Annotated in this window: 21 protein-coding genes; 16 read left to right on the top strand and 5 right to left on the bottom strand. The window is 63.9% G+C overall.

The window, feature by feature from the left end:
* Window positions 1–148 precede the first annotated feature (148 nt).
* The 11 genes from B9A19_RS03735 to B9A19_RS03685 all read left to right on the top strand — a co-directional run bounded on the left by B9A19_RS03735 (window position 149) and on the right by B9A19_RS03685 (window position 13,333).
* Window positions 149–1,306, top strand: a complete 1,158-nt coding sequence (locus tag B9A19_RS03735) for a cysteine hydrolase family protein (RefSeq protein ID WP_217806980.1) — start codon at window positions 149–151, stop codon at window positions 1,304–1,306.
* A gap of 37 nt (window positions 1,307–1,343) precedes the next feature.
* Window positions 1,344–1,928, top strand: a complete 585-nt coding sequence (locus B9A19_RS03730) for a prolyl hydroxylase family protein (RefSeq protein ID WP_084089203.1) — start codon at window positions 1,344–1,346, stop codon at window positions 1,926–1,928.
* A 34-nt stretch (window positions 1,929–1,962) separates the two neighbouring features.
* Window positions 1,963–3,174: a nicotinate phosphoribosyltransferase gene (pncB, locus tag B9A19_RS03725; protein WP_084089202.1), complete on the top strand. Its 1,212-nt coding sequence runs from the start codon at window positions 1,963–1,965 to the stop codon at window positions 3,172–3,174.
* 10 nt (window positions 3,175–3,184) lie between these two features.
* The gene (locus tag B9A19_RS03720) at window positions 3,185–4,891 is read left to right on the top strand and encodes an NAD+ synthase (RefSeq protein ID WP_084089201.1); all 1,707 of its coding nucleotides are present in this window, start codon (window positions 3,185–3,187) and stop codon (window positions 4,889–4,891) included.
* Window positions 4,892–4,893: 2 nt separating this feature from the next.
* Window positions 4,894–5,964: a bifunctional nicotinamide-nucleotide adenylyltransferase/Nudix hydroxylase gene (locus B9A19_RS03715; RefSeq protein WP_084089200.1), complete on the top strand. Its 1,071-nt coding sequence runs from the start codon at window positions 4,894–4,896 to the stop codon at window positions 5,962–5,964.
* The gene (locus B9A19_RS03710) at window positions 5,961–6,509 is read left to right on the top strand and encodes an RNA 2'-phosphotransferase (protein ID WP_084089199.1); all 549 of its coding nucleotides are present in this window, start codon (window positions 5,961–5,963) and stop codon (window positions 6,507–6,509) included. The genes B9A19_RS03715 and B9A19_RS03710 overlap by 4 nt, the downstream gene beginning before the upstream one ends.
* Window positions 6,506–7,018, top strand: a complete 513-nt coding sequence (locus B9A19_RS03705; RefSeq protein WP_084089198.1) for a protein-tyrosine phosphatase family protein — start codon at window positions 6,506–6,508, stop codon at window positions 7,016–7,018. Before B9A19_RS03710 ends, B9A19_RS03705 begins: the two co-directional genes overlap by 4 nt.
* A 74-nt stretch (window positions 7,019–7,092) precedes the next feature.
* Window positions 7,093–8,208 (top strand): AAA family ATPase, encoded by a 1,116-nt coding sequence (locus B9A19_RS03700; protein WP_084089197.1) that lies wholly within the window; start codon window positions 7,093–7,095, stop codon window positions 8,206–8,208.
* Window positions 8,209–8,214: 6 nt separating this feature from the next.
* Window positions 8,215–8,643, top strand: coding sequence for a bpX5 domain-containing protein (locus tag B9A19_RS03695; RefSeq protein WP_084089196.1), 429 nt, complete (start codon window positions 8,215–8,217; stop codon window positions 8,641–8,643).
* Window positions 8,640–10,433, top strand: coding sequence for a hypothetical protein (locus B9A19_RS03690; protein WP_084089195.1), 1,794 nt, complete (start codon window positions 8,640–8,642; stop codon window positions 10,431–10,433). The genes B9A19_RS03695 and B9A19_RS03690 overlap by 4 nt, the downstream gene beginning before the upstream one ends.
* A complete protein-coding gene (locus B9A19_RS03685; protein ID WP_084089194.1) occupies window positions 10,430–13,333 on the top strand; it encodes a bpX6 domain-containing protein in 2,904 nt (967 codons plus the stop codon). The genes B9A19_RS03690 and B9A19_RS03685 overlap by 4 nt, the downstream gene beginning before the upstream one ends.
* A 35-nt stretch (window positions 13,334–13,368) precedes the next feature.
* On the opposite strand, the gene B9A19_RS03680 is transcribed toward B9A19_RS03685, so the two are convergent.
* Complete coding sequence (locus B9A19_RS03680; RefSeq protein WP_084089193.1) at window positions 13,369–13,650, bottom strand: DUF7660 family protein; 282 nt, start codon at window positions 13,648–13,650, stop codon at window positions 13,369–13,371.
* Window positions 13,640–14,125 carry a MarR family winged helix-turn-helix transcriptional regulator gene (locus B9A19_RS03675; protein ID WP_084089192.1) on the bottom strand — a complete coding sequence of 162 codons (486 nt, stop codon included), beginning with the start codon at window positions 14,123–14,125 and terminating at the stop codon, window positions 13,640–13,642. Before B9A19_RS03675 ends, B9A19_RS03680 begins: the two co-directional genes overlap by 11 nt.
* A gap of 98 nt (window positions 14,126–14,223) precedes the next feature.
* On the opposite strand from B9A19_RS03675, the gene B9A19_RS03670 reads away from it, so the two are divergent.
* Both B9A19_RS03670 and B9A19_RS03665 read left to right on the top strand, forming a co-directional pair.
* On the top strand, window positions 14,224–14,901 hold the full coding sequence (locus B9A19_RS03670; RefSeq protein WP_217806979.1) for a glutathione S-transferase family protein: 678 nt from the start codon (window positions 14,224–14,226) through the stop codon (window positions 14,899–14,901).
* A gap of 74 nt (window positions 14,902–14,975) precedes the next feature.
* Entirely contained in the window at window positions 14,976–15,521 is a 546-nt protein-coding gene (locus B9A19_RS03665) for an NADPH-dependent FMN reductase (protein WP_084089191.1), read from the top strand.
* Window positions 15,522–15,534: 13 nt separating this feature from the next.
* On the opposite strand, the gene B9A19_RS03660 is transcribed toward B9A19_RS03665, so the two are convergent.
* Window positions 15,535–16,443, bottom strand: a complete 909-nt coding sequence (locus B9A19_RS03660; protein ID WP_084089190.1) for a lytic transglycosylase domain-containing protein — start codon at window positions 16,441–16,443, stop codon at window positions 15,535–15,537.
* A 122-nt stretch (window positions 16,444–16,565) separates the two neighbouring features.
* Window positions 16,566–16,886 carry a YkgJ family cysteine cluster protein gene (locus B9A19_RS03655; protein ID WP_217806978.1) on the bottom strand — a complete coding sequence of 107 codons (321 nt, stop codon included), beginning with the start codon at window positions 16,884–16,886 and terminating at the stop codon, window positions 16,566–16,568.
* A gap of 142 nt (window positions 16,887–17,028) precedes the next feature.
* Here B9A19_RS03655 and B9A19_RS03650 point away from each other — a divergent pair, with 142 nt between their 5' ends.
* Window positions 17,029–17,517, top strand: coding sequence for a hotdog fold domain-containing protein (locus tag B9A19_RS03650; RefSeq protein WP_084089188.1), 489 nt, complete (start codon window positions 17,029–17,031; stop codon window positions 17,515–17,517).
* A 71-nt stretch (window positions 17,518–17,588) separates the two neighbouring features.
* A complete protein-coding gene (locus B9A19_RS03645; RefSeq protein WP_217806977.1) occupies window positions 17,589–18,551 on the top strand; it encodes a stealth family protein in 963 nt (320 codons plus the stop codon).
* Here the strand turns inward: B9A19_RS03645 and rarD are convergent.
* Complete coding sequence (rarD, locus tag B9A19_RS03640; protein WP_084089186.1) at window positions 18,536–19,447, bottom strand: EamA family transporter RarD; 912 nt, start codon at window positions 19,445–19,447, stop codon at window positions 18,536–18,538. The two genes, B9A19_RS03645 and rarD, sit on opposite strands and share 16 nt — an antisense overlap.
* Window positions 19,448–19,596: 149 nt before the next feature.
* Between rarD and B9A19_RS03635 the strand changes: the two genes are divergently transcribed.
* On the top strand, window positions 19,597–19,875 hold the full coding sequence (locus B9A19_RS03635) for a DUF1653 domain-containing protein (RefSeq protein ID WP_084089185.1): 279 nt from the start codon (window positions 19,597–19,599) through the stop codon (window positions 19,873–19,875).
* Window positions 19,876–19,893: the final 18 nt, after the last annotated feature.

Raw genomic sequence — 19,893 nt, 5'->3', positions numbered from 1 at the left:
GCTCTGGCTTGCTCGTAAGTGACTGCTTTGTGATACGGATCACCTGCTTTGTGGCATGATCCATATGCTTTCTTGTTTTGTTAGTTGCAAATTGAAAATATGTATGCGAGGATGAGCTCACACCATGACGCATGGATCGGAGAACGCCATGAGCAAGACTGCCAACATCCAGTTGTTGATCATCGACCCGCAGAACGACTTCTGTGACATCCCGGGCGCCGCGCTGCCGGTACCGGGCGCCAATGCCGACATGCAGCGCGTTGCCGCACTGGTGGCGCAATATGGCGATGCGCTGGCAGCCATCCATGTCACGCTCGATTCGCACAACCCGCTCGACATTGCTCACCCTGCCTGGTGGCAGGATGCGCAGGGCAATAACCCGGCGCCGTTTACGCTGATCAGCGTGGCCGATGTGCAGGAAGGGCGCTGGCGGGCCAGCGATGCACAGCAACAGGCTGCCAGCCTGGCCTATGTGCAGGCGCTGGCCGAGCGCGCCCGTTACCAGCTCATCATCTGGCCCGAGCACTGCCTGATCGGCGGCTGGGGCCACAATGTGCAGCAGGAACTGGCGCAGGCGCTGGCCGCCTGGGGGCGCCGCGAGTTGAAGGCGGTGAACTACGTTGGCAAGGGCACCAACCCGCTGACCGAACACTACTCGGCCATCCAGGCCGAAGTGCCAGACGCCGCCGACCCGCACACCCTGCCCGATACCGGCTGGATCGCCAGCCTGGCGCAGGCCGACACCATTCTGGTTGCCGGCGAGGCGCTGTCGCATTGCGTGGCCAGCACCGTGCGTGATCTGGCCGACCAGCTCGGTGCCGATCAGGTGAGCAAGCTGGTGCTGCTGACCGACTGCGCCAGCCCGGTCAGTGGCTTCGAGGCACTGGGTCAGGCCTTCATCGACGAAATGGTGGCACGCGGCATGCGCTTGGCACACAGCGATGCGCTGGCTGAAATCCTGCCGGCCACGGTGACCATGTACCGCCCGACCGGGCCGAACGAGCTGGCACTGGTGCGCGCCAGCGGCAACAAGCGCTGGCCCCCACGCTTGCCCGAGCAGCCGATCTTTTACCCGGTGACCAACGAGCAATATGCGTGTGAAATTGCCGGTGACTGGAACGTGAAGCAGAGCGGGCAAGGCTTCGTCACCCGCTTCAAGGTGCTCAAGTCCTTCATGGACCGCTACACCGTGCAGTGCGTGGGCGGAGGCAATCACACCGAATGGTGGGTGCCGGCTGAAGAGCTGGAGCAGCTGAACGACCACATTGTTGGCCGGATTGAAGTGACGCAGACGTTTCCGGGCTGACCAGTCCGGAAACAATCGGGAGAAGGGGCGATGAAATATGGAAATCACTGATTACGGCGACGGCATTTTCACCGTGGCGCATTTTCTCTCCCCGGCTGAGTGCGACCACTACATCACACTGGGCGAACAGATCGGCTTCGATGAATCGGAAATCAGCACCCGTGCGGGCAGCGTGATGGACAAGGCGATCCGCAACAACGACCGTGTGCTGTTTGACGATACGGCAATGGCAGCACGCCTGTTTGCGCAGGCACGCGGCGTGCTGCCCCTGCTGCACGAGGGCTGGATGCTGCAGGGTTTCAACGAGCGCATGCGCTTTTATCGCTATGGGCCGAATGAGTACTTCCGCTGGCATCGGGACGGCAGCTTTGTCCGCACGGTGCAGGAAGCCAGCCAATTGACGTTCATGATTTATCTGAACGAGGCATACACCGGCGGCAGCACCGATTTTCGCACTGCCGTGATTCAGCCGAGGCAAGGCATGGCACTGTGCTTTCCGCACCGGCTCATGCATCAGGGCGCGCCGGTGCTCTCGGGCAGCAAATACGTGTTGCGCACCGATGTGATGTACCGCTTGCCGGTAGCAAGCGGTTTGTCCGCAGTCGATTCGGCCGCTGCCTGAAGCGCGCGTCCCTTAACAGGAAAGGTAATGAACTATGTCTGAAGCGTTTGTACCCGTCATCGAATCGCTGCTCGACACCGATCTGTACAAGTTCACCATGATGCAGGAGATCCTGCATCACCAGCCGGAAACGCAGTCCGAGTATGCGTTCAAGTGTCGCAACCGGCCGGAGATTCCGCTGTCGCGCAGCAAGGCCGAGATCGATGCACAGCTCGATCACCTGTGCAGTCTGCGCTTTGCCGAGGATGAGCTGGCGTTTCTGGGCGGGCTGCGCTTCATCAAGTCGGATTTTGTCGATTTCCTGCGCCTGTTCCAGTTGCAGCGCCGCTTCATCACGGTGTCGATTCCCGAGGGCCGGCCGGACGAGCTGGATATCCGCGTCAAAGGGCCGATGCTGCACTGCATGCTGTTCGAGATTTACCTGCTGGCCATCGTCAACGAGGTGTATTTCCGCCAGTTTCCGCAGGACGAAGCGCTGGCCATCGGCCGCGCCAGGCTGAACCAGAAAATGGTACAGCTCAAGCAGTTCAGCGAGCAGCCGCTGCATCGCTTTCCCTTCGTGTTCTTCGACTTCGGTACCCGTCGCCGCTTCTCGCGCCAGTGGCACGAGGAAATGGTGCAGACCCTGGCGCGCGAGGCCGGCACCTATATGCGCGGCACCAGCAATGTGCTGCTGGCCAAGCGGCATGGCCTGGTACCCATCGGCACCATGGCGCATGAATATCTGCAGGCCTTCCAGTGCTTTGGCTCGCGGCTGCGTGATTTCCAGAAGAACGCGCTGGAACACTGGGTGCGTGAATACCGCGGCGACCTGGGTATTGCGCTGACCGATGTAGTGGGCACCGATGCCTTCCTGCGTGATTTCGACCTGTATTTCTGCAAGCTGTTCGACGGTGTGCGCCACGATTCGGGCGATCCGTTCGAGTGGGGCGAAAAGGTCATCGCGCACTACCAGAAAATGAAAATCGACCCGGGCACCAAGCAACTGGTGTTCAGCGATGGTTTGAATCTGGAAAGCGCCTTTGCGCTGTACCGGCGCTTTGCCGGCCGCGCGCGCTGCGGCTTTGGCATTGGCACCGATCTGTCCAACGATTGCGGCCAGCCGCCGTTGCAGATCGTGATGAAGCTGGTGGCCTGCAACGGCCAGCCGGTGGCCAAGGTGAGCGACACGCCGGGCAAGGGCATGTGTGAGGACGTGAACTTCCTCAACTATCTGTGTGATGTGTTCCAGATCAAGCAAAACTGAGGAAACCCTTATGAGCCTGCGTATCGCCATGGCACAGCTCAATTACACGCTGTGCGATTTTGCCGGCAATCTGGCCCGCATCGAGGCGGCGCTGGATGAAGCCGGCGCAGCCGATCTGATTGTATTCAGCGAGCTGTGCCTGTCCGGTTACTACCCGCAGGATCTGGTTGAAGAGCCGGATTTCCTCGACCGACAGCAGCAGGTGCTGGATGCCCTGCTGGCGCGCTCGGCGCGCAGCGAGGCCGCCATCGTGATCGGTGCGGTCACGCGCAACGCGGGCATCGGCAAACCGCTGCACAACAGCCTGCTGGTGCTGCAGCGCGGCCGCGTGGTGTTGCAGTATCACAAGCAATTGCTGCCCACCTACAACATCTTTGACGAGCGTCGCCACTTCGAGCCGGGGCCGGCGCAGCCCGCCTTGCTTGACTTGAATGGCGTGCGCATCGGCTTCGTGATTTGCGAGGATGCCTGGAACAACAGCGGTGCCGATTACGCCATTGACCCGGTGCAGGGCGTGGTGGCGGCCGGTGCGCAACTGGTGGTCAGCATCAATGCCAGCCCGTCCAACGTGGGCAAGCTGGCGCAGCGCGATGCGTTGTTCAGCGGCATCGCCCGCCACTGGCAGGTGCCGCTGCTGTATGTGAACCAGGTCGGCGGCAACGACCAGATCGTGTTCGATGGCGCATCGTTCGCGGCCGATCCGCTGCACGGTATCGTGCAACGCCTGCCACTGTTCGAATCTGTCGTTGCCACGCTGACCTTTGAGCCGGATGGCGCCGCCGCATTCGCGCGCAACGGCCAGCCGCTGACGAAGGCTGCGCCGGATGATTTGCCCGACAGCGAGTTCTATTACCGCCAGATCGTGCAGGGCTTGCGTGATTACGCGGCCAAGGTGGGTTTTACGCGCGTGGTGATCGGTAGCTCTGGCGGCATCGACAGCGCGCTGACCGTGGCGCTGGCCGCCGATGCACTGGGCGCGGAGAACGTCGTCGCCATCACCATGCCGTCGCAGTATTCCAGCGCCGGCAGCGTGGGGGATTCGGTGACGCTCTGTGCGAACTTGGGTGTGCAGTTGCTGGAGCACCCGATTGCCGAGCTGGTGGGCGGCTATCGCGGCACGTTCGAGCGCGATTTTGGCGCTGCGCCGTCGCGGCTGACGGTGGAAAACCTGCAGGCGCGCATCCGTGGCACCATCTTGATGGAGTACTCCAACCACTTCGGCCACCTGCTGTTGACCACCGGCAACAAGTCGGAAATATCGGTGGGTTATTGCACGCTGTATGGCGATACCAATGGCGGCCTCAACATCATTGGCGACCTGTACAAGACCGAGGTGTTTGCGCTGTCCCGCCACTACAACGCACGCCACGGCCGCGAGCTGATTCCGCTGGCCATCATCGAAAAAGAGCCATCGGCCGAATTGTCCGAAGGGCAGCGCGATACCGACAGCCTGCCGCCGTACCCGGTGCTGGATGAAATCCTCAAGCTGCATATCGAGGGGGACCGCCTGCGCCCGGCCGAATACGCCAACGCGCGCGATTTTGTCGCCGCGCTGCAGCGTGACGGGCAGGGCGAGCTGGTGCGGCGCATTCTTGGCCTGGTGGCCAAGTCCGAGTTCAAGCGCCGCCAGGCGCCGCCCATCATCCGCGTGCGCAACCGTGCCTTTGGCAATGGCCGGCAGATGCCGATTGCCGCACGTTATGGCAGCGGAGTGTGAGCATGGCACAGCGGGAATTCGATGCGCTGGTCTATATCGGCCGTTTCCAGCCGCTGCACAACGGCCATCTGGCCATGTTGCAGCAGGCCTTGCAGCAGGCCGACCGGCTGATCGTCGTACTTGGCTCGGCCGGCGCGGCGCGTACCGCGCGCAATCCGTTCAGCGTGGCCGAGCGGACCGCCATGCTGCGCGGCGCGTTGGCCGAGGTGGCGCCGGAGCGACAAGATGACCTGATCGTGCTGGGCGTGCGCGACTATTACGACGGCCCGCGCTGGGCCGCTGCTGTGCGAGCCGTCGTTGGCGCGCATACCAGGCCGGGTCAGCGGGTGGGGCTGTTTGGCCATCTCAAGGATGAGTCGTCAGAGTATCTGCACGACTTCCCCGACTGGCTGCTGCTGGCGCAAGCCAGCTTTGGTCGGCTCAATGCGGCCGACCTGCGCCAGCGCTGGTTCGATGCCGACGGCGATGTGAGCAGCATCGCTGCCGACCTCCCGGCACCGGTTGCCGCACAGCTGCAGGCGTTTAGCGGTAGCGAGGCCTTTGCCGATGTGCTGGCCGAATACCGCCACCTGCAGCATTACCGGCAGATCTGGTCGGCTGCGCCCTATCCGCCGGTGTTCATCACCGTCGATACGGTGATCGAATGTACCGGCCATGTGCTGCTGATCCAGCGCAACGGCCAGCCGGGCCGTGGCTGCTGGGCCTTGCCCGGCGGCTTTCTCGACCAGCACGAGCGCGTGTTCGACGCCGCGCTGCGCGAGCTGGCCGAAGAAACCCAGCTGGCGCTGTCACGCGCCGAACTGCAGCAGGCACTGCAGGGCAGTGCGCTGTTCGACTACCCCAGCCGCAGCGCACGCGGCCGCACGGTGACGCACGCCTTCCACTTCCGCCTGCCGCAGGCCGAGTGCCCGACCATTCACGCCGCCGACGATGCCGCTGCCGCGCGCTGGGTGCCGATCGGTGAGCTGCTGGCGCTGGAAACCCGAATGTTCGAGGATCACCTCGCCATCATTGATCATTTCTTGCCGGTGTTTTTACCCGGCAAATACAACACAGAAAAATTGAATGAATAACGAAAAAACCAACAAACACCAAGTTCCTCAGCTATGTATTGCGCCACGCGCCGGGTGAAATCGGCCTGACACTGGATGCGCAGGGCTGGGCCAATCTCGATGATTTGATGAAGTGCGCCGCGCGGCATGGCACGCAGCTGACATTGCCACTGATCCGCGACGTGGTGGCAAGCAACGACAAACAGCGCTTTGCGCTGGACGAGGCCGGGCAGCGCATCCGCGCCAATCAGGGGCATTCGGTCAACGTCGACCTGGGGCTGGCGCCGCAAACACCGCCCGAGGTTCTGTACCACGGCACGGCCAGCCGCTTTGTCGAACAAATCCGCCAGCATGGACTGCGGCCGCAATCGCGCCAGCAAGTGCACCTGTCGGCAGAACGAGCCACCGCCGCGGCGGTGGGCAGCCGGCACGGCAAGCCGGTGGTGCTGCTGGTACGTGCCGGTGACATGGCGCGGCAGGGCTGCAAGTTCTACTGCGCCGATAACGGCGTATGGCTGGCCGATGAGGTCCCGGCTGAATTCATCAATGTGCCGGAAACCACATGAAACGCCCGCACGACAACTGCTATTGGGTGCAAGCAGGCCGCTTGCTGGCCGGCGAGTATCCACGTGATCTGGATACCGCATCCAGCGCGGCCAAGCTGCGCAGCTATCTCGATGCCGGCGTTGATTACTTCATCGACCTGACCGAGGAGGGCGAGCTGCAGCCCTATGATGCGCTGCTGCACGATCTGGCTGGTGCGAACGTCGTGCACAAGCGTTTTGCGATTCCGGATAAATCGGTGCCTGCCAGCGCCGCACTGATGCGGGCCATCCTGGCCGACATTGCGCAGGCACTGGCTGCAGGGCGCGTGGTGTACGTACACTGCTGGGGCGGCGTCGGCCGCACCGGCACCGTGGTGGCCTGCCATTTGATCGAGCAGGGCATGAGTGCCGAGGTTGCATTGGCGCAGCTGGCGGCATGGTGGCAAACCGTAGCCAAGTCCAATCGCTTGCCGGTGTCGCCCGAAACGCCAGCGCAACGCGACTGGGTTTTGGCTTGGCCGCAGCAATAAAACTTTCCTGTGTAGTCAGTAAGCGTGCTGCTCGGGCATAATCGCCAGTCTGGACAAATACGGGATGCATACGCATGACTTCGGCACTGCAATTTGCCGCACAACAGATTCGCCACAGCATCCAGTCGGCCACATCCGGCCTGGTCGGGCGCGAACAACTGGCCGAGTTGCTGATCCTGGCTGCCGTGGCCCAAGAGCACCTGCTGGTCGTTGGCCCGCCGGGCACCGGCAAGAGCGCCGTGGTGCGTCGCGTCGCGCAGACACTGGGCGGGCGTTATTTTGAATACCTGCTGGGCCGCTTTACCGAGCCATCCGAACTGTTTGGCCCGGTAGACCTGAAAAAGCTGCGTGAAGGCACGGTGGAAACCGATATCACCGGCATGCTGCCCGAAGCCGATATCGTGTTCCTGGACGAAGTCTTTCTGGGCTCTACCGCCATCCTCAATACTCTGCTGGGCGTGCTGAACGAGCGCAAATTCCGCCGTGGCCATACCCAGGTGCAATGCCCGCTGCGCGTGTGCGTGGGCGCGGCCAATGGCCTGCCCGATGACGAGGCGCTCGCGGCGTTCGGCGACCGCTTCCTGATTCATTTGTTCATTGATGCGCTGCCCGATCATCAACTGGAAGCCATGCTGGCAGGCGGCTGGCGCTCGGACAATACGCCCGTGCCCAGCGAGGCCAGCCTGGCGCATCTGGACACGCTCAGCCAGGCCATGCGCACCGTGGATTTGAGCGCGGTGCAGCCGGTGCTGGCCAGCGCCATACGTCGCTTGCGTGCGGCCGGTATTCAGCTGTCCGACCGGCGCATCGTCAAATCGCAACGGTTGATCGCCGCGGCTGCCGTATTGGCCGGCCGCAGCAGCGCCAGTGCGGCAGACCTGTGGCCACTGCTGTATGTGCTGGCCACGCGCGATGCGCAGCACAGCGCCCGCGAGGTGCTGCGCGAAGAGCTGGCGGCGGCCAGCCATCCCAACCTGCTTAGCGCGGTGGAAACCGCAACGTTGCAGCCCTTGTCGCGTGCAACACGCCTGCAGGCCCAGGCTGAAGCACTGCTTGCCGATGAGTCCGGAGCCACCGAAATCGAAGCCTTGTTGCGCGAAATCGATGCCAATTTCTCGGGTGACAACTTGCCCGAAGCGCTGGCTGCGCCACGCACCCGCCTGGCGCAGCGCCTGCAAGCACTGGTCTGAGCCGACATGATCAAGTGGAACTGGCAGCGCACCAGCGCGCCTGCGGCGCCGGCTGCTGCAGTCGCTGCAGGCGCAGTGGTCAAGCGTCTGTTCGCTCGGCTAAGTCGTCTGCCCGACGAGCAACAGGCACGCTTGCGCCTTGCCGCGACGGCTGAGTTGCTGCTGGTCACTGGCGCCGAGGCCGATCTGCCCTGGGTGGATGGCATAGCCTATGCCGCCCCCAGCGCTGCCGCACCGCAACTGTGGCTGCCGCTGCAATGGCAGCCGGATGTGCCGCTGGATTTACTGGCCGCTGCGCTGCGCGAACGCCATCGCCATCAACCCTTGCTGCTTTGGCATGCGCCCGCCGCGGTCATGCCGCTCAACCAGCTTTACCCGCTGGATGCGCTGACCCTGGCGCGGCTGGCCGAATTGCGCCGGGAGCTGGTTGCATGAGCCTGCAATTACCCGAAGCCCTGGCTCCCTGGCGCGACTGGCTGGGCTGGTTTGATGCCGACCGCATTCCGCAACTCGGGGATTGGCTGTTGCGGCTGCAACCCCTGCTGGGCCGCTATCAGGGCCGCGATCCGGGCGGCATGCCCGAGCCGGACGGGCTCGATGGCGTGCAGCGGCGTGGCCACTATGAACGCTTGCTCAGCAGCGAGTGGCTGCTGGCCGAGGAAGTGCCCGACGAATTCCTGCGCCGCGCCGCAGTGGGCGAGCACCTCTTTCTGGCGCCGCGCCCGCGCGCGCGCAAGGCTGCGCGCAATATCACCGTGCTGTTCGATGCCGGGCCATGGCAACTGGGCGCCCCGCGCCTGGTGCATCTGGTGATGTGGATTCTGCTGGCGCGGCGTGCTGCAACGCTGGATGCCCAACTGCAGTGGGGCATCTTGCAACAGCCGGTCGAGCTGTTCCCGGCCGACAGCGCGGACGACCTGCTGCGCATGCTGCGGGCGCGCTGCTACCGCCTGGCCGACGAGCCGGCGCTGCTCGAATGGCAGGCAGCACTGTGCGATGACCTTGGTGAAATCTGGCTGCTGGGGCCCGAGCACCTCCAGCGGCAAGTTGCAGCACACGGTATGTATACCCATGCACTGGCTATTGGCGCCAACGCCGAATGCGACGGCTTGCAGCTTGCGCTGCATGAGCCTGCGGGCCGGCGTGGCCTGCAGCTGCCGCTGCCCGAGGAGGAGATTGCCGGCAAGCTGCTGCGCGGCGTCTTTCTGCAAAACGTGCCCAAAGACCGGCCACCCGAGGGGCGCGCGCGTTTTTCATCTGCTCGTCCGCCGGTGGTGTCTGCCGGTGGCCATCATGTGGCGGTGCGTAACGAGCATGTACTACAGGTTTTTTCGCCGCCTAAAACCACCACTCGGCCGATGAAATCACGCAAGCAGTATTTGCCGGCCAACGCCGAAGTACTGGCTCTGATGCTGCCTAACAAGCGGGCGGCGGCATTGCTACGCGACCCCAGCGGATTGGCTGCCTGGGAGCTCGCCGGCTTCTCCGGCCACTTGGCAGTGATTGACAGCGTGCAATTCAAAGCGCCGCCAGGCCGCGCCAGCTATCTACCGACAGTTTTCTTGCACGGTGGCGATGCCTTGTTCGTACTGGACACCGCGAATACGCTTTGGTGCTGGACGAGCCACGGTCCCGTGCGTGTACAGGAGCAAGACGTACTTGCACTGCAATTGGCTGGTGACAGGGCGGCCGGTTATGTGTGGCGCCATGCATCGGGACAACTTTATTACAACGTCGCAGGCGCGTTTGTTGGTTCGGGCGCAAAATTTTTAATCGGCCAGCTGCCACAAGTGACTTCCGTCTTGCTGCCCGCCCCGTGCAAATCGGTCCGTTCGGCTTTTCCCGGCTGCGCAACCTGCCGACAAGATGGTGACGTAGAGCACTGGCAGATTCACCCTGCCGGCGCAAATTTGCAGCCGGAGCATCGCGGTCAGCCGGTTGAGGTATTGCTGCAGCCTGGCTGGTGTGCCCGCGCGCTGGTGGCTGATGCCAAGCACGACGGCAAGCTGGCGCTGCTGATCCAGTCGCCCAACCGCCAGGCCATTGCGCTGTGGTGCGATGGCAAGATCGAGGCGCTGCACGTGGCTCAGTCTGCCATACGCCATATCACGGTCAGCGCCGATGGCAGCACGCTGGCGCTGTTGACGGATGGTCCGGAGTTGATTGTGTATTCGCTGACCACGCGCGAGATTCGCGCCACCATTTCCGGCCGGGGTGAGGCATGAGCGCGGTGCGTTCGGCTGCAGTGCGCCAGCCCGCGTCGCGCAGCCGCCAGCCGGTAGACGGCATCTGGCTGCCGGCGGACTGGTATGACGAAACCGCACGCCAGCAATTGTTGCTGGGTGCCTGGTGCAACGGCGCCACCGCCTGGCGGTTTGCGCAGGGTGACCTGCTGCGCTTTGCTACTGAAGTACCTTGCCCGGCACATGGTTGGCCTTTGCGCCGGGTGGGGGCGACTTTGTGCTCCACCGAGCTGGACGATGACGAGCTGGCTGCGCTGCCTGCGGCGGATGTCTGCCTGGTGCAGGGTGGGCTATGGTTGCCGTTGCAGCTGGCGCAGGCCCGTGTACTTGATCCGGCACTATGGCTGGCAGTGGACGGCTATCCGCTGCAGCCTTGTCTGGATTTGACCCCCCGCATGCGTGCCGCAGAGTTGTTGATTGACCCGGCCACACGCGATATCCGCGATGTGCTGGATGGCAAGGTGCCGCCCGCCAGCCCGCAGCGCGACGACGTGCTGAGTGCATTGCGCCGCAAGCGCCAAGATCCGGCAACCTCCGAAGCCGCCAACAGGACGGTGTCCGCAGCAAGCAGTGGCTCCGGTGCCGGCAATACTGTGTATGTGCTGGGCATCCTGCTCGGCTTGCTGCTGTTCCTGCTGTTTGTCATGGCAGTGCTGGTTTCGGTCATGCAAGGCAGGAGCGAAGCGTTGACCTGGTTGCTTGCGCCACTCGGTGCGTGGTTAATCTGGGTGATTGCCCGTGGGGTATTCGAAAACCTGCGGGGTACTACGCCGGCAAGCTGGCAGGTTGATCCGGTGCGCGTGGGTGGAAGCGCTGCCCGCGGCACAGGGTCTGCCGGTGGGCAACAAGGCGGCAAGCAACTGCCCGAGCGCCGGCGCAAGCTCTTGCCGCAGCGTTGGCGTGACTGGCTGGCCCGCTTTGCCATGACATCACAGCTCTCGCAGTTGCTCAGCATGCGCCAGGCGGCGTATATGCGCCGCATGCTGGCACTGTTCGAGGAAGGCAAGCTGGATGAGGCGCTGCGTCATGCCATTCCGCTGGGTGGAGACGGCGATCTGGGGCAGGCGTTCGGCACGCCGATGGCCCGGCAGAACCTGAGCCTGAGCAGCGCAGGTGCAGGTGGCGCCAGCCTGAATGTCGGTAACGAGTTGCAGGCACACATGCGCAAACTGTACCGACAGAGCTTTGAAAAGCTTGATCGCGCCGGGCGCATTGATGAAGCGGTGTTTGTGCTGGCCGAGCTGCTGTTTGCCCGCCAGGAAGCGCTGGATTATCTGGAAAAGCATGGCCGCCTCAAGCAGGCTGCCGAGTTGGCGCTGCAGTGGGATTGTGCTTCGGAAACCATCGTGCGGCTGCACGTGCTGGCCGGCGATTGGCAAACGGCGCTGGCGGTGGCTCGGCGCGACGGTGCATTTGCCAATGCCTTGCTGCAGTTGCAGGAGCGCTGGCCGGATGCTGCCGCGCGCCTGCGACTGGAATGGGCAGACACCCTGGCACTGCAAGGGCGCTGGCTGGAAGCGGTAGACGCGATCTGGCCGCTGGCCACGCACCGGCACAAGGCGGCTGCCTGGTTGCAGGCGGTGGAAGCGGCCGGTGGGCAGCTGGCCATGCGTGCGCTGGTGCAACGTGCCATGTTGCTGCCAGACACCCTGCAGGTCCATGCCGGCTTGCTGGCCCGCGTCCAGCATGACCCGCACGCGGTAGCGGAGCGTTCGGCCCTGGCGCTGGCCCTGCTGGCCGTGGAGGCCAAGGACGCGCTGCAGACCGGTTTGCCGCGCCTGCTGATCACCGCCGTACTGGCAGACCAGGCCAGTTGCGCAGGGCAGCTTACCAAGAGCCAGCTCCAGCAATTGCTGGATCGCAGTGGCAGCAAGTTGCTGCAGAGCGACCTACCCAGCTCGGGCCTGCCTGTGCCGCCGGCCAAGGACAAGCAGGAAGAGTCCGGCACGCTGTATTGCCCCGCGCCAGCAGCTGGTGCATTGCCGATTTTCGACGCGGTCGTTTTGCCGGAGGGCAACTACTTGCTGGCAGTCGGCGAGGCCGGCTGCCTGGTGGTCGACGCTGCCGGGCGGGTCAAACATCGCTATGCCATGCCGGCACGGCGGCTGGTGCTGGCCTACAGCGGCCAGGTGGCGCTGGCGCTGGCGCCGCGTGAACAAGGCTGGCGCGTGGCGAGGCTGGACCTGATACAGCGGCAGGTGCACGAGCTGGGCTATGGCGAATTCAGCCACTATGCGGAGCAATTCGATGGTGTTGCCTGGACCGTAGCGCATCGCCGCAGTTTGCGGGTGCTGGATGTGAGCAGCTCGCTGCAGCAGATGTTGTGGCAGGTGAATGATCTGCCGGGCGAGGTGCTGGCCCTGACCACGACCGCGCAGGCCGAGTACATGCTGGTGGAAGACGGGCGTGGCGGCATGGAGCGCTGGACCTATACGCTGCCCAAGCGCCGCTTGAGCTCACGAGATCGCATTGATGCCCCGCCGCAGCCGGATGCGCTGCGCATGCTGGATGCCAACGGCGTGCTGGTGGATTACTGGCAATCCCGGCTGGGCGCGAAGGGGGTGGCACTCAGCTACCGAGTCTATTCGCACACCTATACCTCGCAGTTGTTGGTGCCGCAGGGCAAGCAACTGCTGCAGCAAGGCTATTTGCGGATGGGGCGGCAGATGCTGGCCACAGGCGGCATCTGCGATGAAAAACTGGTCTGGCACCTGTACCGGATCGGCAACGAACGGCGCCTGGCGGAGCTGGCGTGGCCGCTGGATGCCGCATCGCGTCTCAAGGAGTGTGAACAGGGCTGGCTGATGTTTGATGTCGCCGGCCGGTTGTTGCACCTTGATGCGGAATGCAACAGCTCGGTGGCGTTGACCCTGCACGGATAAAACGCTGTGTTACTCCGGGTGCGCTGACGGCCTGCTCACGGGTAACTGCGCCCGTAATACAAAAACATTGCAAAGCGTTTCCAGGGCGGGGCGTCGTTCAGGCCCTGGGTCTTCCCCAGATGGGTGCTGTCGGCCCAGTCGAGGGCGGCGGCGAGGTAGTCGGCGATGTTCTGCGCGGACCAGTGCTCGCCGCGCTGCGCGTGATCCTGCTGCAGTGCATGGGCGAAGATGAGGAAGCTGGTGGCGTCGGTGACGTTTTGCAGCAGTTCATAAAGCGTGCCGACGGGTGCGCTGCCGGTCTGTGCTTCAGTCGTCATCCTTTCCCTCCTGTTTCAGCAGGGCCAACAATTGGCCGAGTACGGCGCTGGCGGCCTTGATGTGTTCTGCATCGGTGCCGGTGGCGGCCAGTTGCTCGCCCAGTGCATTGGCCCAGCTGCGCTGGGCTGCCTGTATGGCGGCCAGTGCACTGCTGCCTGCTGCTTCCAGCACCAGCAGCTTGGCGCGCTGGTGCTGCGGGTTGTCGGCATAGCGGCACAACTGTTCATCCGCCAGCAGATCGGCCACGCGCTGCACGCTTTGCCGCGCCAGGCCGAGTGTGCGGGCGATTTGCGCCACCGGCATGGGTGCGCGTTCCACGCAGGCCAGCACCTGCCAGCGGGCGGTGCTTTGCCCGGCGGGTTTGGCCAGCGCATCGCCGGCGGCGGTGAGCGCGCCATTGAGCTGGAAGATTTGCACCATCAGCCAGCTCAGCGCATCGGCGGCCGGGGTGCGGGCGGGGTTTGTGTTTTGCATATTGACAGTATGCTGTCCAATTGACTATGCTGCAACAAATGACAGCATGCTGTCGTATTCGCAAGCCGCAACCACCAAATCCAGCAAGGAGTGTTGAAATGAGCCAGCCCAGCCCCGTTGTTGCCTTGACCCTTGAATCCACCCAGGCCGTCGATGCGCCCATGCGTCTCTACCACCATCCCATGTCGGCCAGCGCGCGCCGCGCGGTGATGACGGTCTTGCATCTTGGCGCGCCAGTCGAGCTGGTGGAGGTGGGCAATATCAGCCTGCCGGACGAGCGTGCCAAGCTGTTGCAGCGCAATCCCAATGGCAAGATTCCGGTGTTCGAGCATGGCGACTTCGTGTTGTGGGAGTCGTACGCCATCATGCAATACCTGTGCGACCTCACCCCGGGCCAAACGCTCTATCCCGCCACACTGCAAGCGCGGGTGGATGTGAACCGCTGGCTGTTCTGGTGTGCGCAGCACTGGTCTATCGCCCTGGGGGCGCTGGCATGGGAGAACTGCATGAAAGGCATGCTGGGCATGGGCGAGCGGGATGCGGTGGTGGTGCAGCGTGCCGAGGTCGATGCGGTTCGCCTGGGCAAGGTGCTGGATGACCATCTGGCCACGCGCACCTGGCTGGTGGGTGAGCAAGTAACGCTGGCAGAGTATGCGCTGGCCGCCGCGCTGGGCTATCAAGAACAAGGCCGGATGCCGCTGCAGCAGTTTGCCCATCTGCAGGCATGGTTCCAGCGTGTGCAGGCGCTGCCGGCCTGGCAGCAGACAACGTTCTGACCTGCTTGTAGCGCGGCTGTCATGCAGTCCCACTACAAACCGGCTTGCAGGTTTCTTCCCACCAAGGAGTCATCATGAGCACCAGGGTTTTGGCCATTGTTGGCGGTATCAGCAGCAATTCGATCAACCAGAGCGTATTTCGCGCACTACAGAAACTGGCGCCGGCAGGTTACGAGCTGAGCCAGTTCGACATTTCGACCTTGCCCTTCTTCAGCCAGGATCTTGAGAATGATCCGCCTGCCGTGGTCAAGTTGCTGCGCGAGCAAGTGGCTGCGGCCGATGCCATTCTGTTCATCACGCCGGAATACAACCGTTCGATTCCGGGCGTGCTCAAGAACGCCATTGACTGGGCATCGCGTCCGTATGGGCAGAGCAAGTGGGATTGCAAGACCGCCGCTGTGCTGGGGGCATCGATCGGCAATATTGGCACTTTTGGCGCGCAACATCACCTGCGCCAGGTGCTGGCTTATCTCAACCTGCGCGTGCTGGGCCAGCCCGAGGCTTATCTGAATGTGAGCCAGTCGCTGGAAAACGGCGAAATCACCGCGCAGCCCACGCTGGATTATCTGGCGAGCTACTGGAAGGCGTTCACCGCCTGGATCGAGCACAACCGCAGCTGATCAGGCTGTTGCCTCAGGGCCGGGTCGTCTTGTGGGCGCCCCGGCCTTTTTTCGGCAATGGTGACAGCTGGCTGGAGTAGGGCGGCGGCTCGTCCCAGCGACCGGCATCCGGCACGTGCATGGCATATGGGTAAAGCTGGTGCACCTTGATCACGTACTGGCGGGTTTCATCGAACGGCGGGATGCCGCGATGGCGGTCGACCGCCTTTTCGCCTGCGTTATAGCCGGCGGCGGCCAGTGCGACATCGCCGCGATAGCGGTCCAGCAACCAGCGCAGGTAGCGTAGCCCGCCGCGTATGTTCTGGCTGGCGTTATAGGCATCGCGCACATTGAATCGCTCTGCCGTAGCGGGGATCAGCTGCATCACGCCCATGGCCTCGGCCTGTGAGCGGGCCTTGGGCTCGAAGCGTGATTCAACGGTGGCAATCGACAGCGCCAGCCGTGGGTCGATGTTGTACCAGCCGGCCATGCGCTCCACCATTTCGGCCACCCAGCGTTTGCGCGGCGGCAGGCCGTCGATGATTTGCTGCAGATCGACCAGGCCGGCAATCGGCAGTACCGCATGCGGCGGGTCTACATTGCCCAGTACGCAAGGTGGCAACGCATCGCTGCTGAAGCGTATGGTTTCCAGCATGGTCTGCGCCTCGGCATGGCCCTGCTGCGCGGCGACCGAGAACAGGCTGGCCGCTGCCTTGCGGTCTTCGGGCACGCCGGCGCCAAACGCATACAGGATGCCCAGCCGGTATTGCGCCTCGGTCACGCCGCTGCGCGCCGCACGGCAGTAGCGTACGGCGGCGGCCCACGGGTCGCGGCTTTCCAGCCTAGCCGCAGCCTGCATGTCCTGCCGCAGTGCGGCCGGTTCGTCCGGGTTGATGATGGGGGCGCCGCCGGCAATCAGCGCGGCGACGACAAACGAAAGCATCACAGCTCCTGGCCCGCGTTGCCGGGGCAGAGGATCAATATGGAAACAGCATACGCCGCTGGTTTGGCAGCCGGATGACGATTGCATCCGGCGCTGGACCGGCGGTCGTCTGCCAACGGGCTCTAGCGCTGGCGCATGAGTGGCGGCAGGCCGTGCCGGCTGCGTGCATCGGCGCAGCGTTCGTCACCGGCAGTAAACTCGCGGCAGGTGCTGGCGCGCAGCGCATAGATGCTGCAGCCGACCGAGATGCCGACCGTGCCCTGCAACGCGGCGCAGTGTACCGGTTTTTGCTCGGTGCCACGCATGGCCACGTGGTGGGGCGATACCGGCACCGTCAGCATGGCGGGCACGCTGCCACCGGGTGCGGCATCGGTCTCGCCCCAATAGAAAGACACGCGATAACTGGCGCAACAAGCGCCACAGGTCTGGCAAACGTCACTCATCGGCAAGGGCTGAGCATGCGATGGCAGCCATTCTGGCGACGGTACATGACAATTCAAACGGCAACCTTGCGTACGCGCCTGATCGGCGCGGGCATGGCCGGCTTGCCATACTGCAGCACACTCACGCCGCTACGGAGCGACCATGGCCGAACCGCATTCCACCACGCCCCCGCTCTTGCGTCTGTGGCTACGCCTGCATGGCAAACCGGGCGGACGCTGGCTGTTTTCGCGCCTGGTGTGCTGGAAGGCACCGTACTTCGGCTCGATCTCCCCGCGTTTCACCGTGCTGGCCCCCGGCCATTGCGAGCTGACCATCAAGAAGCGCCGTGCAGTCTGCAACCACATCGGCACCGTACATGCGATAGCCATGTGCAATATGGCCGAGCTGGCTGCCGGCTGCATGACCGACGTGACCATTCCCGCCAGCCATCGCTGGATACCCAAGGGCATGACGGTGCAGTATCTGAAGAAAGCGGATACCGACTTGCGCGCCGTGGCGCGCATCGACGGGGTGGTGGATTGGGCCGGTGGCTTCGAGCTGCCGGTGCAGGTCGAGGTGCTTGATCGTGCCAACCAGGTGGTGGTCAGCGCGGTGATTTCGATGTGGGTGTCGAAGCGCAAGCCGGGGTAGGTCGCGCCGCACGCCGGTGCGCCACGCCAATGGCATCGCGTATCATGCCGTTTTGCATTGCGGAAGCGCGCATGGCAGCGATCGACATAGTCTATCTGTGGGTAAACGGCGCCGACCCGGCTTGGCAGGCACGCCGTGCCGCTGCGTGGGCGCGCTGGTGTGCAGCGCATGATCCGTCCGCATTGGCACGCTATGGCAATGTGGCTGGACGCTATCGCGATAATGGCGAGCTGCGCTACAGCCTGCGCGCGCTGGAACGCTTTTTTCCGGACCACGGGCGGGTTTATCTGGTCACCGACCAGCAACGGCCGGGTTGGCTGGGTGAGCATGCGCAACTGACGGTGATCGATCACCGCGAGCTGCTGCCCGCTGAGGCGCTGCCGGTGTTCGATGCGGGGCATATCGAATCGTATGTGCACCGCATTCCCGGTTTGAGCGAGCGCTTTGTCTACTGCAACGACGATGTGTTTTTCGGTGCGCCATTCGACGTTGCCAGCTTGTTTGGCCCGCGTGGCGCAGTGGTGTACCGCGAGGCCACGCTGGTGCCCGATTACCCCGAGCTGCAGCCGCACGAGACCGCGCTGGTGAATGCGGCTGTCTGGTCGCGGGACTGGCTGCAGCAGCATGTGCCGGGCTATCAGCATGTGCCGGCACCCTATGCGCATATCCCGCGTGGCATGCTGAAAAGCGCGCTGTTTGCGCTGGAGGAACAAGCCGCCGAGCTGTTTGCCCGCGTGCGCAGCACCACCTTCCGCGATTGGCGGGTACCGCCGGTGCTGACCGACCTGTATCTGCGCTGGCTGGTGGCCACAGGGCAGGCGGACGAGCGCGTGATTGCGCCGCGTTACCTGAGCACCGGTGACGCCGATGCCGCCGGGCAATTTGCGCAGCTGGAGCGCGACCTAGGCACCATCCCGTTCTTTTGCATCAACGACACCAGCGATGATGCGCCGGATGATGACCCGGCGTTGCAGCGCGTTGCTGCAACTCTGGCACGCCTGCTGCCCGAGCCATCGCGTTATGAACGCAACTGACGTCGTAGCTGCAAGGCACTCTGGCTGCAGGTCAGCACGATGGCGATCCAGATCGGCACGTAGGTGCCCAGCCCGCTGGCACTGAAGGGCTCGTGCAGGAAGGCTACCGAAATGATGAACAGCAGCGCCGGCTCCACGTAGCCGAGGATGCCCAGCAAGCTCATCGGCAACAGCCTGCTGGCGGCCAGATAGCTGGCAAACGCCCACGCGGTCAAGGCGCCCAGCCCCGGCAGCAGTAGCCACAGCATGGGCTTGAGCGTGAGTGCACTGGTGGCGAGCGGATGGCTGGCCAGGTGCCAGGCTGCCCACGGCAGGATGAGCAGGGTTTCCAGCAAAAAGCCGCTGACCGCTTCCAGCTGTACATGGCGGCGCAGCATCAGATAGGGCGGATAGCCCAGTGCGGTCAGCAGGGTGACCCACGAGAACGCGCGCGTCAGCCATAGTTCGTGCAATACCCCGGCCAGCGCGAACGCCACGGCTAGCCATTGCAGCCGTGACAGCCGCTCGTGGTAGAACACGCGCCCGACCAGCACCATGACCAGCGGCAGCAGGAAATAGCCGAGTGAGACTTCCAGCAGGCGGCCTTCCAGCGGTGCCCACATGAACAGCCATTGCTGGATGGCCAGCAGCAGGGCGCACACCGGCAGCGCCAGCCACAGGCGTTTTTCGTGCCGCAACCGGCCCAGCATGGTGCGCAGGCGTGGGCCATGGCGCAGCAGCGCCAGCACCAGCAGCATGGCCGGCACGGTCCACACCACACGCCAGGCGTAGATATCGATCCCGGCCAGCGGAGTGAGCAGAACGGTGTACCAGCCCAGCGCGGCAAACACGCACGAGGCCGTGACCGACAGCAGGACGCCACGGCCGGACAGCAAATGGGAATGAGCAGCAGACATACCCGATGCTAGCAGGCGGGTACGTCTGCTGGCTGTGCTGGCTTTCCGCGATGCCCGCCAGTTTGCCCGCGGTGCGGGCGGCAGGCGTGCAACACAGCCAGCAGGGATTTGTTGGGCGCTCTACACTAGCGCTTTTGCCGGAGCTGCACATGGACCCGAACGCATCGTATTTTCGCCACGTTGATGGTGGCTACTACCGCTGGATTGCCGACGCGCGCCACAGCGAGGATCTGAGCCCCGTGGTGGTCTACGAGCACCTGTGGCCGTTCGAACGTGGCATCTGGGTACGCCCGGCGGGTGAGTGGGCGGGGCGCTTCAGCCCGGTGGGGGTCGACGAGGTGGTGGCCGCCCTGCGCGGTGACCGCGCCCAGGCGCAGGCAGCGGTGACGACCGCCAAGGCACTGCGTCGTGCTGCCCGTGGTACGTGAGGCAGCGCAAAAACGACA

Origin of the sequence: Andreprevotia lacus DSM 23236 (assembly GCF_900176275.1) — a bacterium.
Lineage (GTDB): Bacteria > Pseudomonadota > Gammaproteobacteria > Burkholderiales > Chitinibacteraceae > Andreprevotia > Andreprevotia lacus.
This window is presented reverse-complemented; position numbering and strand designations above follow the sequence as displayed.

Excerpts from the sequence above, each read along its gene's own strand:
- B9A19_RS03720 (WP_084089201.1), top strand. The coding sequence starts at position 3,185 with ATGAGCCTGCGTATCGCCATGGCACAGCTCAATTACACGCTGTGCGAT.
- B9A19_RS03730 (WP_084089203.1), top strand. The coding sequence starts at position 1,344 with ATGGAAATCACTGATTACGGCGACGGCATTTTCACCGTGGCGCATTTT.
- B9A19_RS03700 (WP_084089197.1), top strand. The coding sequence starts at position 7,093 with ATGACTTCGGCACTGCAATTTGCCGCACAACAGATTCGCCACAGCATC.
- B9A19_RS03695 (WP_084089196.1), top strand. The coding sequence starts at position 8,215 with ATGATCAAGTGGAACTGGCAGCGCACCAGCGCGCCTGCGGCGCCGGCT.
- B9A19_RS03670 (WP_217806979.1), top strand. The coding sequence starts at position 14,224 with ATGAGCCAGCCCAGCCCCGTTGTTGCCTTGACCCTTGAATCCACCCAG.
- B9A19_RS03685 (WP_084089194.1), top strand. The coding sequence starts at position 10,430 with ATGAGCGCGGTGCGTTCGGCTGCAGTGCGCCAGCCCGCGTCGCGCAGC.
- B9A19_RS03680 (WP_084089193.1), bottom strand. The coding sequence starts at position 13,650 with ATGACGACTGAAGCACAGACCGGCAGCGCACCCGTCGGCACGCTTTAT.
- B9A19_RS03705 (WP_084089198.1), top strand. The coding sequence starts at position 6,506 with ATGAAACGCCCGCACGACAACTGCTATTGGGTGCAAGCAGGCCGCTTG.
- pncB (WP_084089202.1), top strand. The coding sequence starts at position 1,963 with ATGTCTGAAGCGTTTGTACCCGTCATCGAATCGCTGCTCGACACCGAT.
- B9A19_RS03635 (WP_084089185.1), top strand. The coding sequence starts at position 19,597 with ATGGACCCGAACGCATCGTATTTTCGCCACGTTGATGGTGGCTACTAC.
- rarD (WP_084089186.1), bottom strand. The coding sequence starts at position 19,447 with ATGTCTGCTGCTCATTCCCATTTGCTGTCCGGCCGTGGCGTCCTGCTG.
- B9A19_RS03650 (WP_084089188.1), top strand. The coding sequence starts at position 17,029 with ATGGCCGAACCGCATTCCACCACGCCCCCGCTCTTGCGTCTGTGGCTA.
- B9A19_RS03645 (WP_217806977.1), top strand. The coding sequence starts at position 17,589 with ATGGCAGCGATCGACATAGTCTATCTGTGGGTAAACGGCGCCGACCCG.
- B9A19_RS03675 (WP_084089192.1), bottom strand. The coding sequence starts at position 14,125 with ATGCAAAACACAAACCCCGCCCGCACCCCGGCCGCCGATGCGCTGAGC.
- B9A19_RS03690 (WP_084089195.1), top strand. The coding sequence starts at position 8,640 with ATGAGCCTGCAATTACCCGAAGCCCTGGCTCCCTGGCGCGACTGGCTG.
- B9A19_RS03665 (WP_084089191.1), top strand. The coding sequence starts at position 14,976 with ATGAGCACCAGGGTTTTGGCCATTGTTGGCGGTATCAGCAGCAATTCG.
- B9A19_RS03660 (WP_084089190.1), bottom strand. The coding sequence starts at position 16,443 with ATGCTTTCGTTTGTCGTCGCCGCGCTGATTGCCGGCGGCGCCCCCATC.
- B9A19_RS03735 (WP_217806980.1), top strand. The coding sequence starts at position 149 with ATGAGCAAGACTGCCAACATCCAGTTGTTGATCATCGACCCGCAGAAC.
- B9A19_RS03715 (WP_084089200.1), top strand. The coding sequence starts at position 4,894 with ATGGCACAGCGGGAATTCGATGCGCTGGTCTATATCGGCCGTTTCCAG.
- B9A19_RS03655 (WP_217806978.1), bottom strand. The coding sequence starts at position 16,886 with ATGAGTGACGTTTGCCAGACCTGTGGCGCTTGTTGCGCCAGTTATCGC.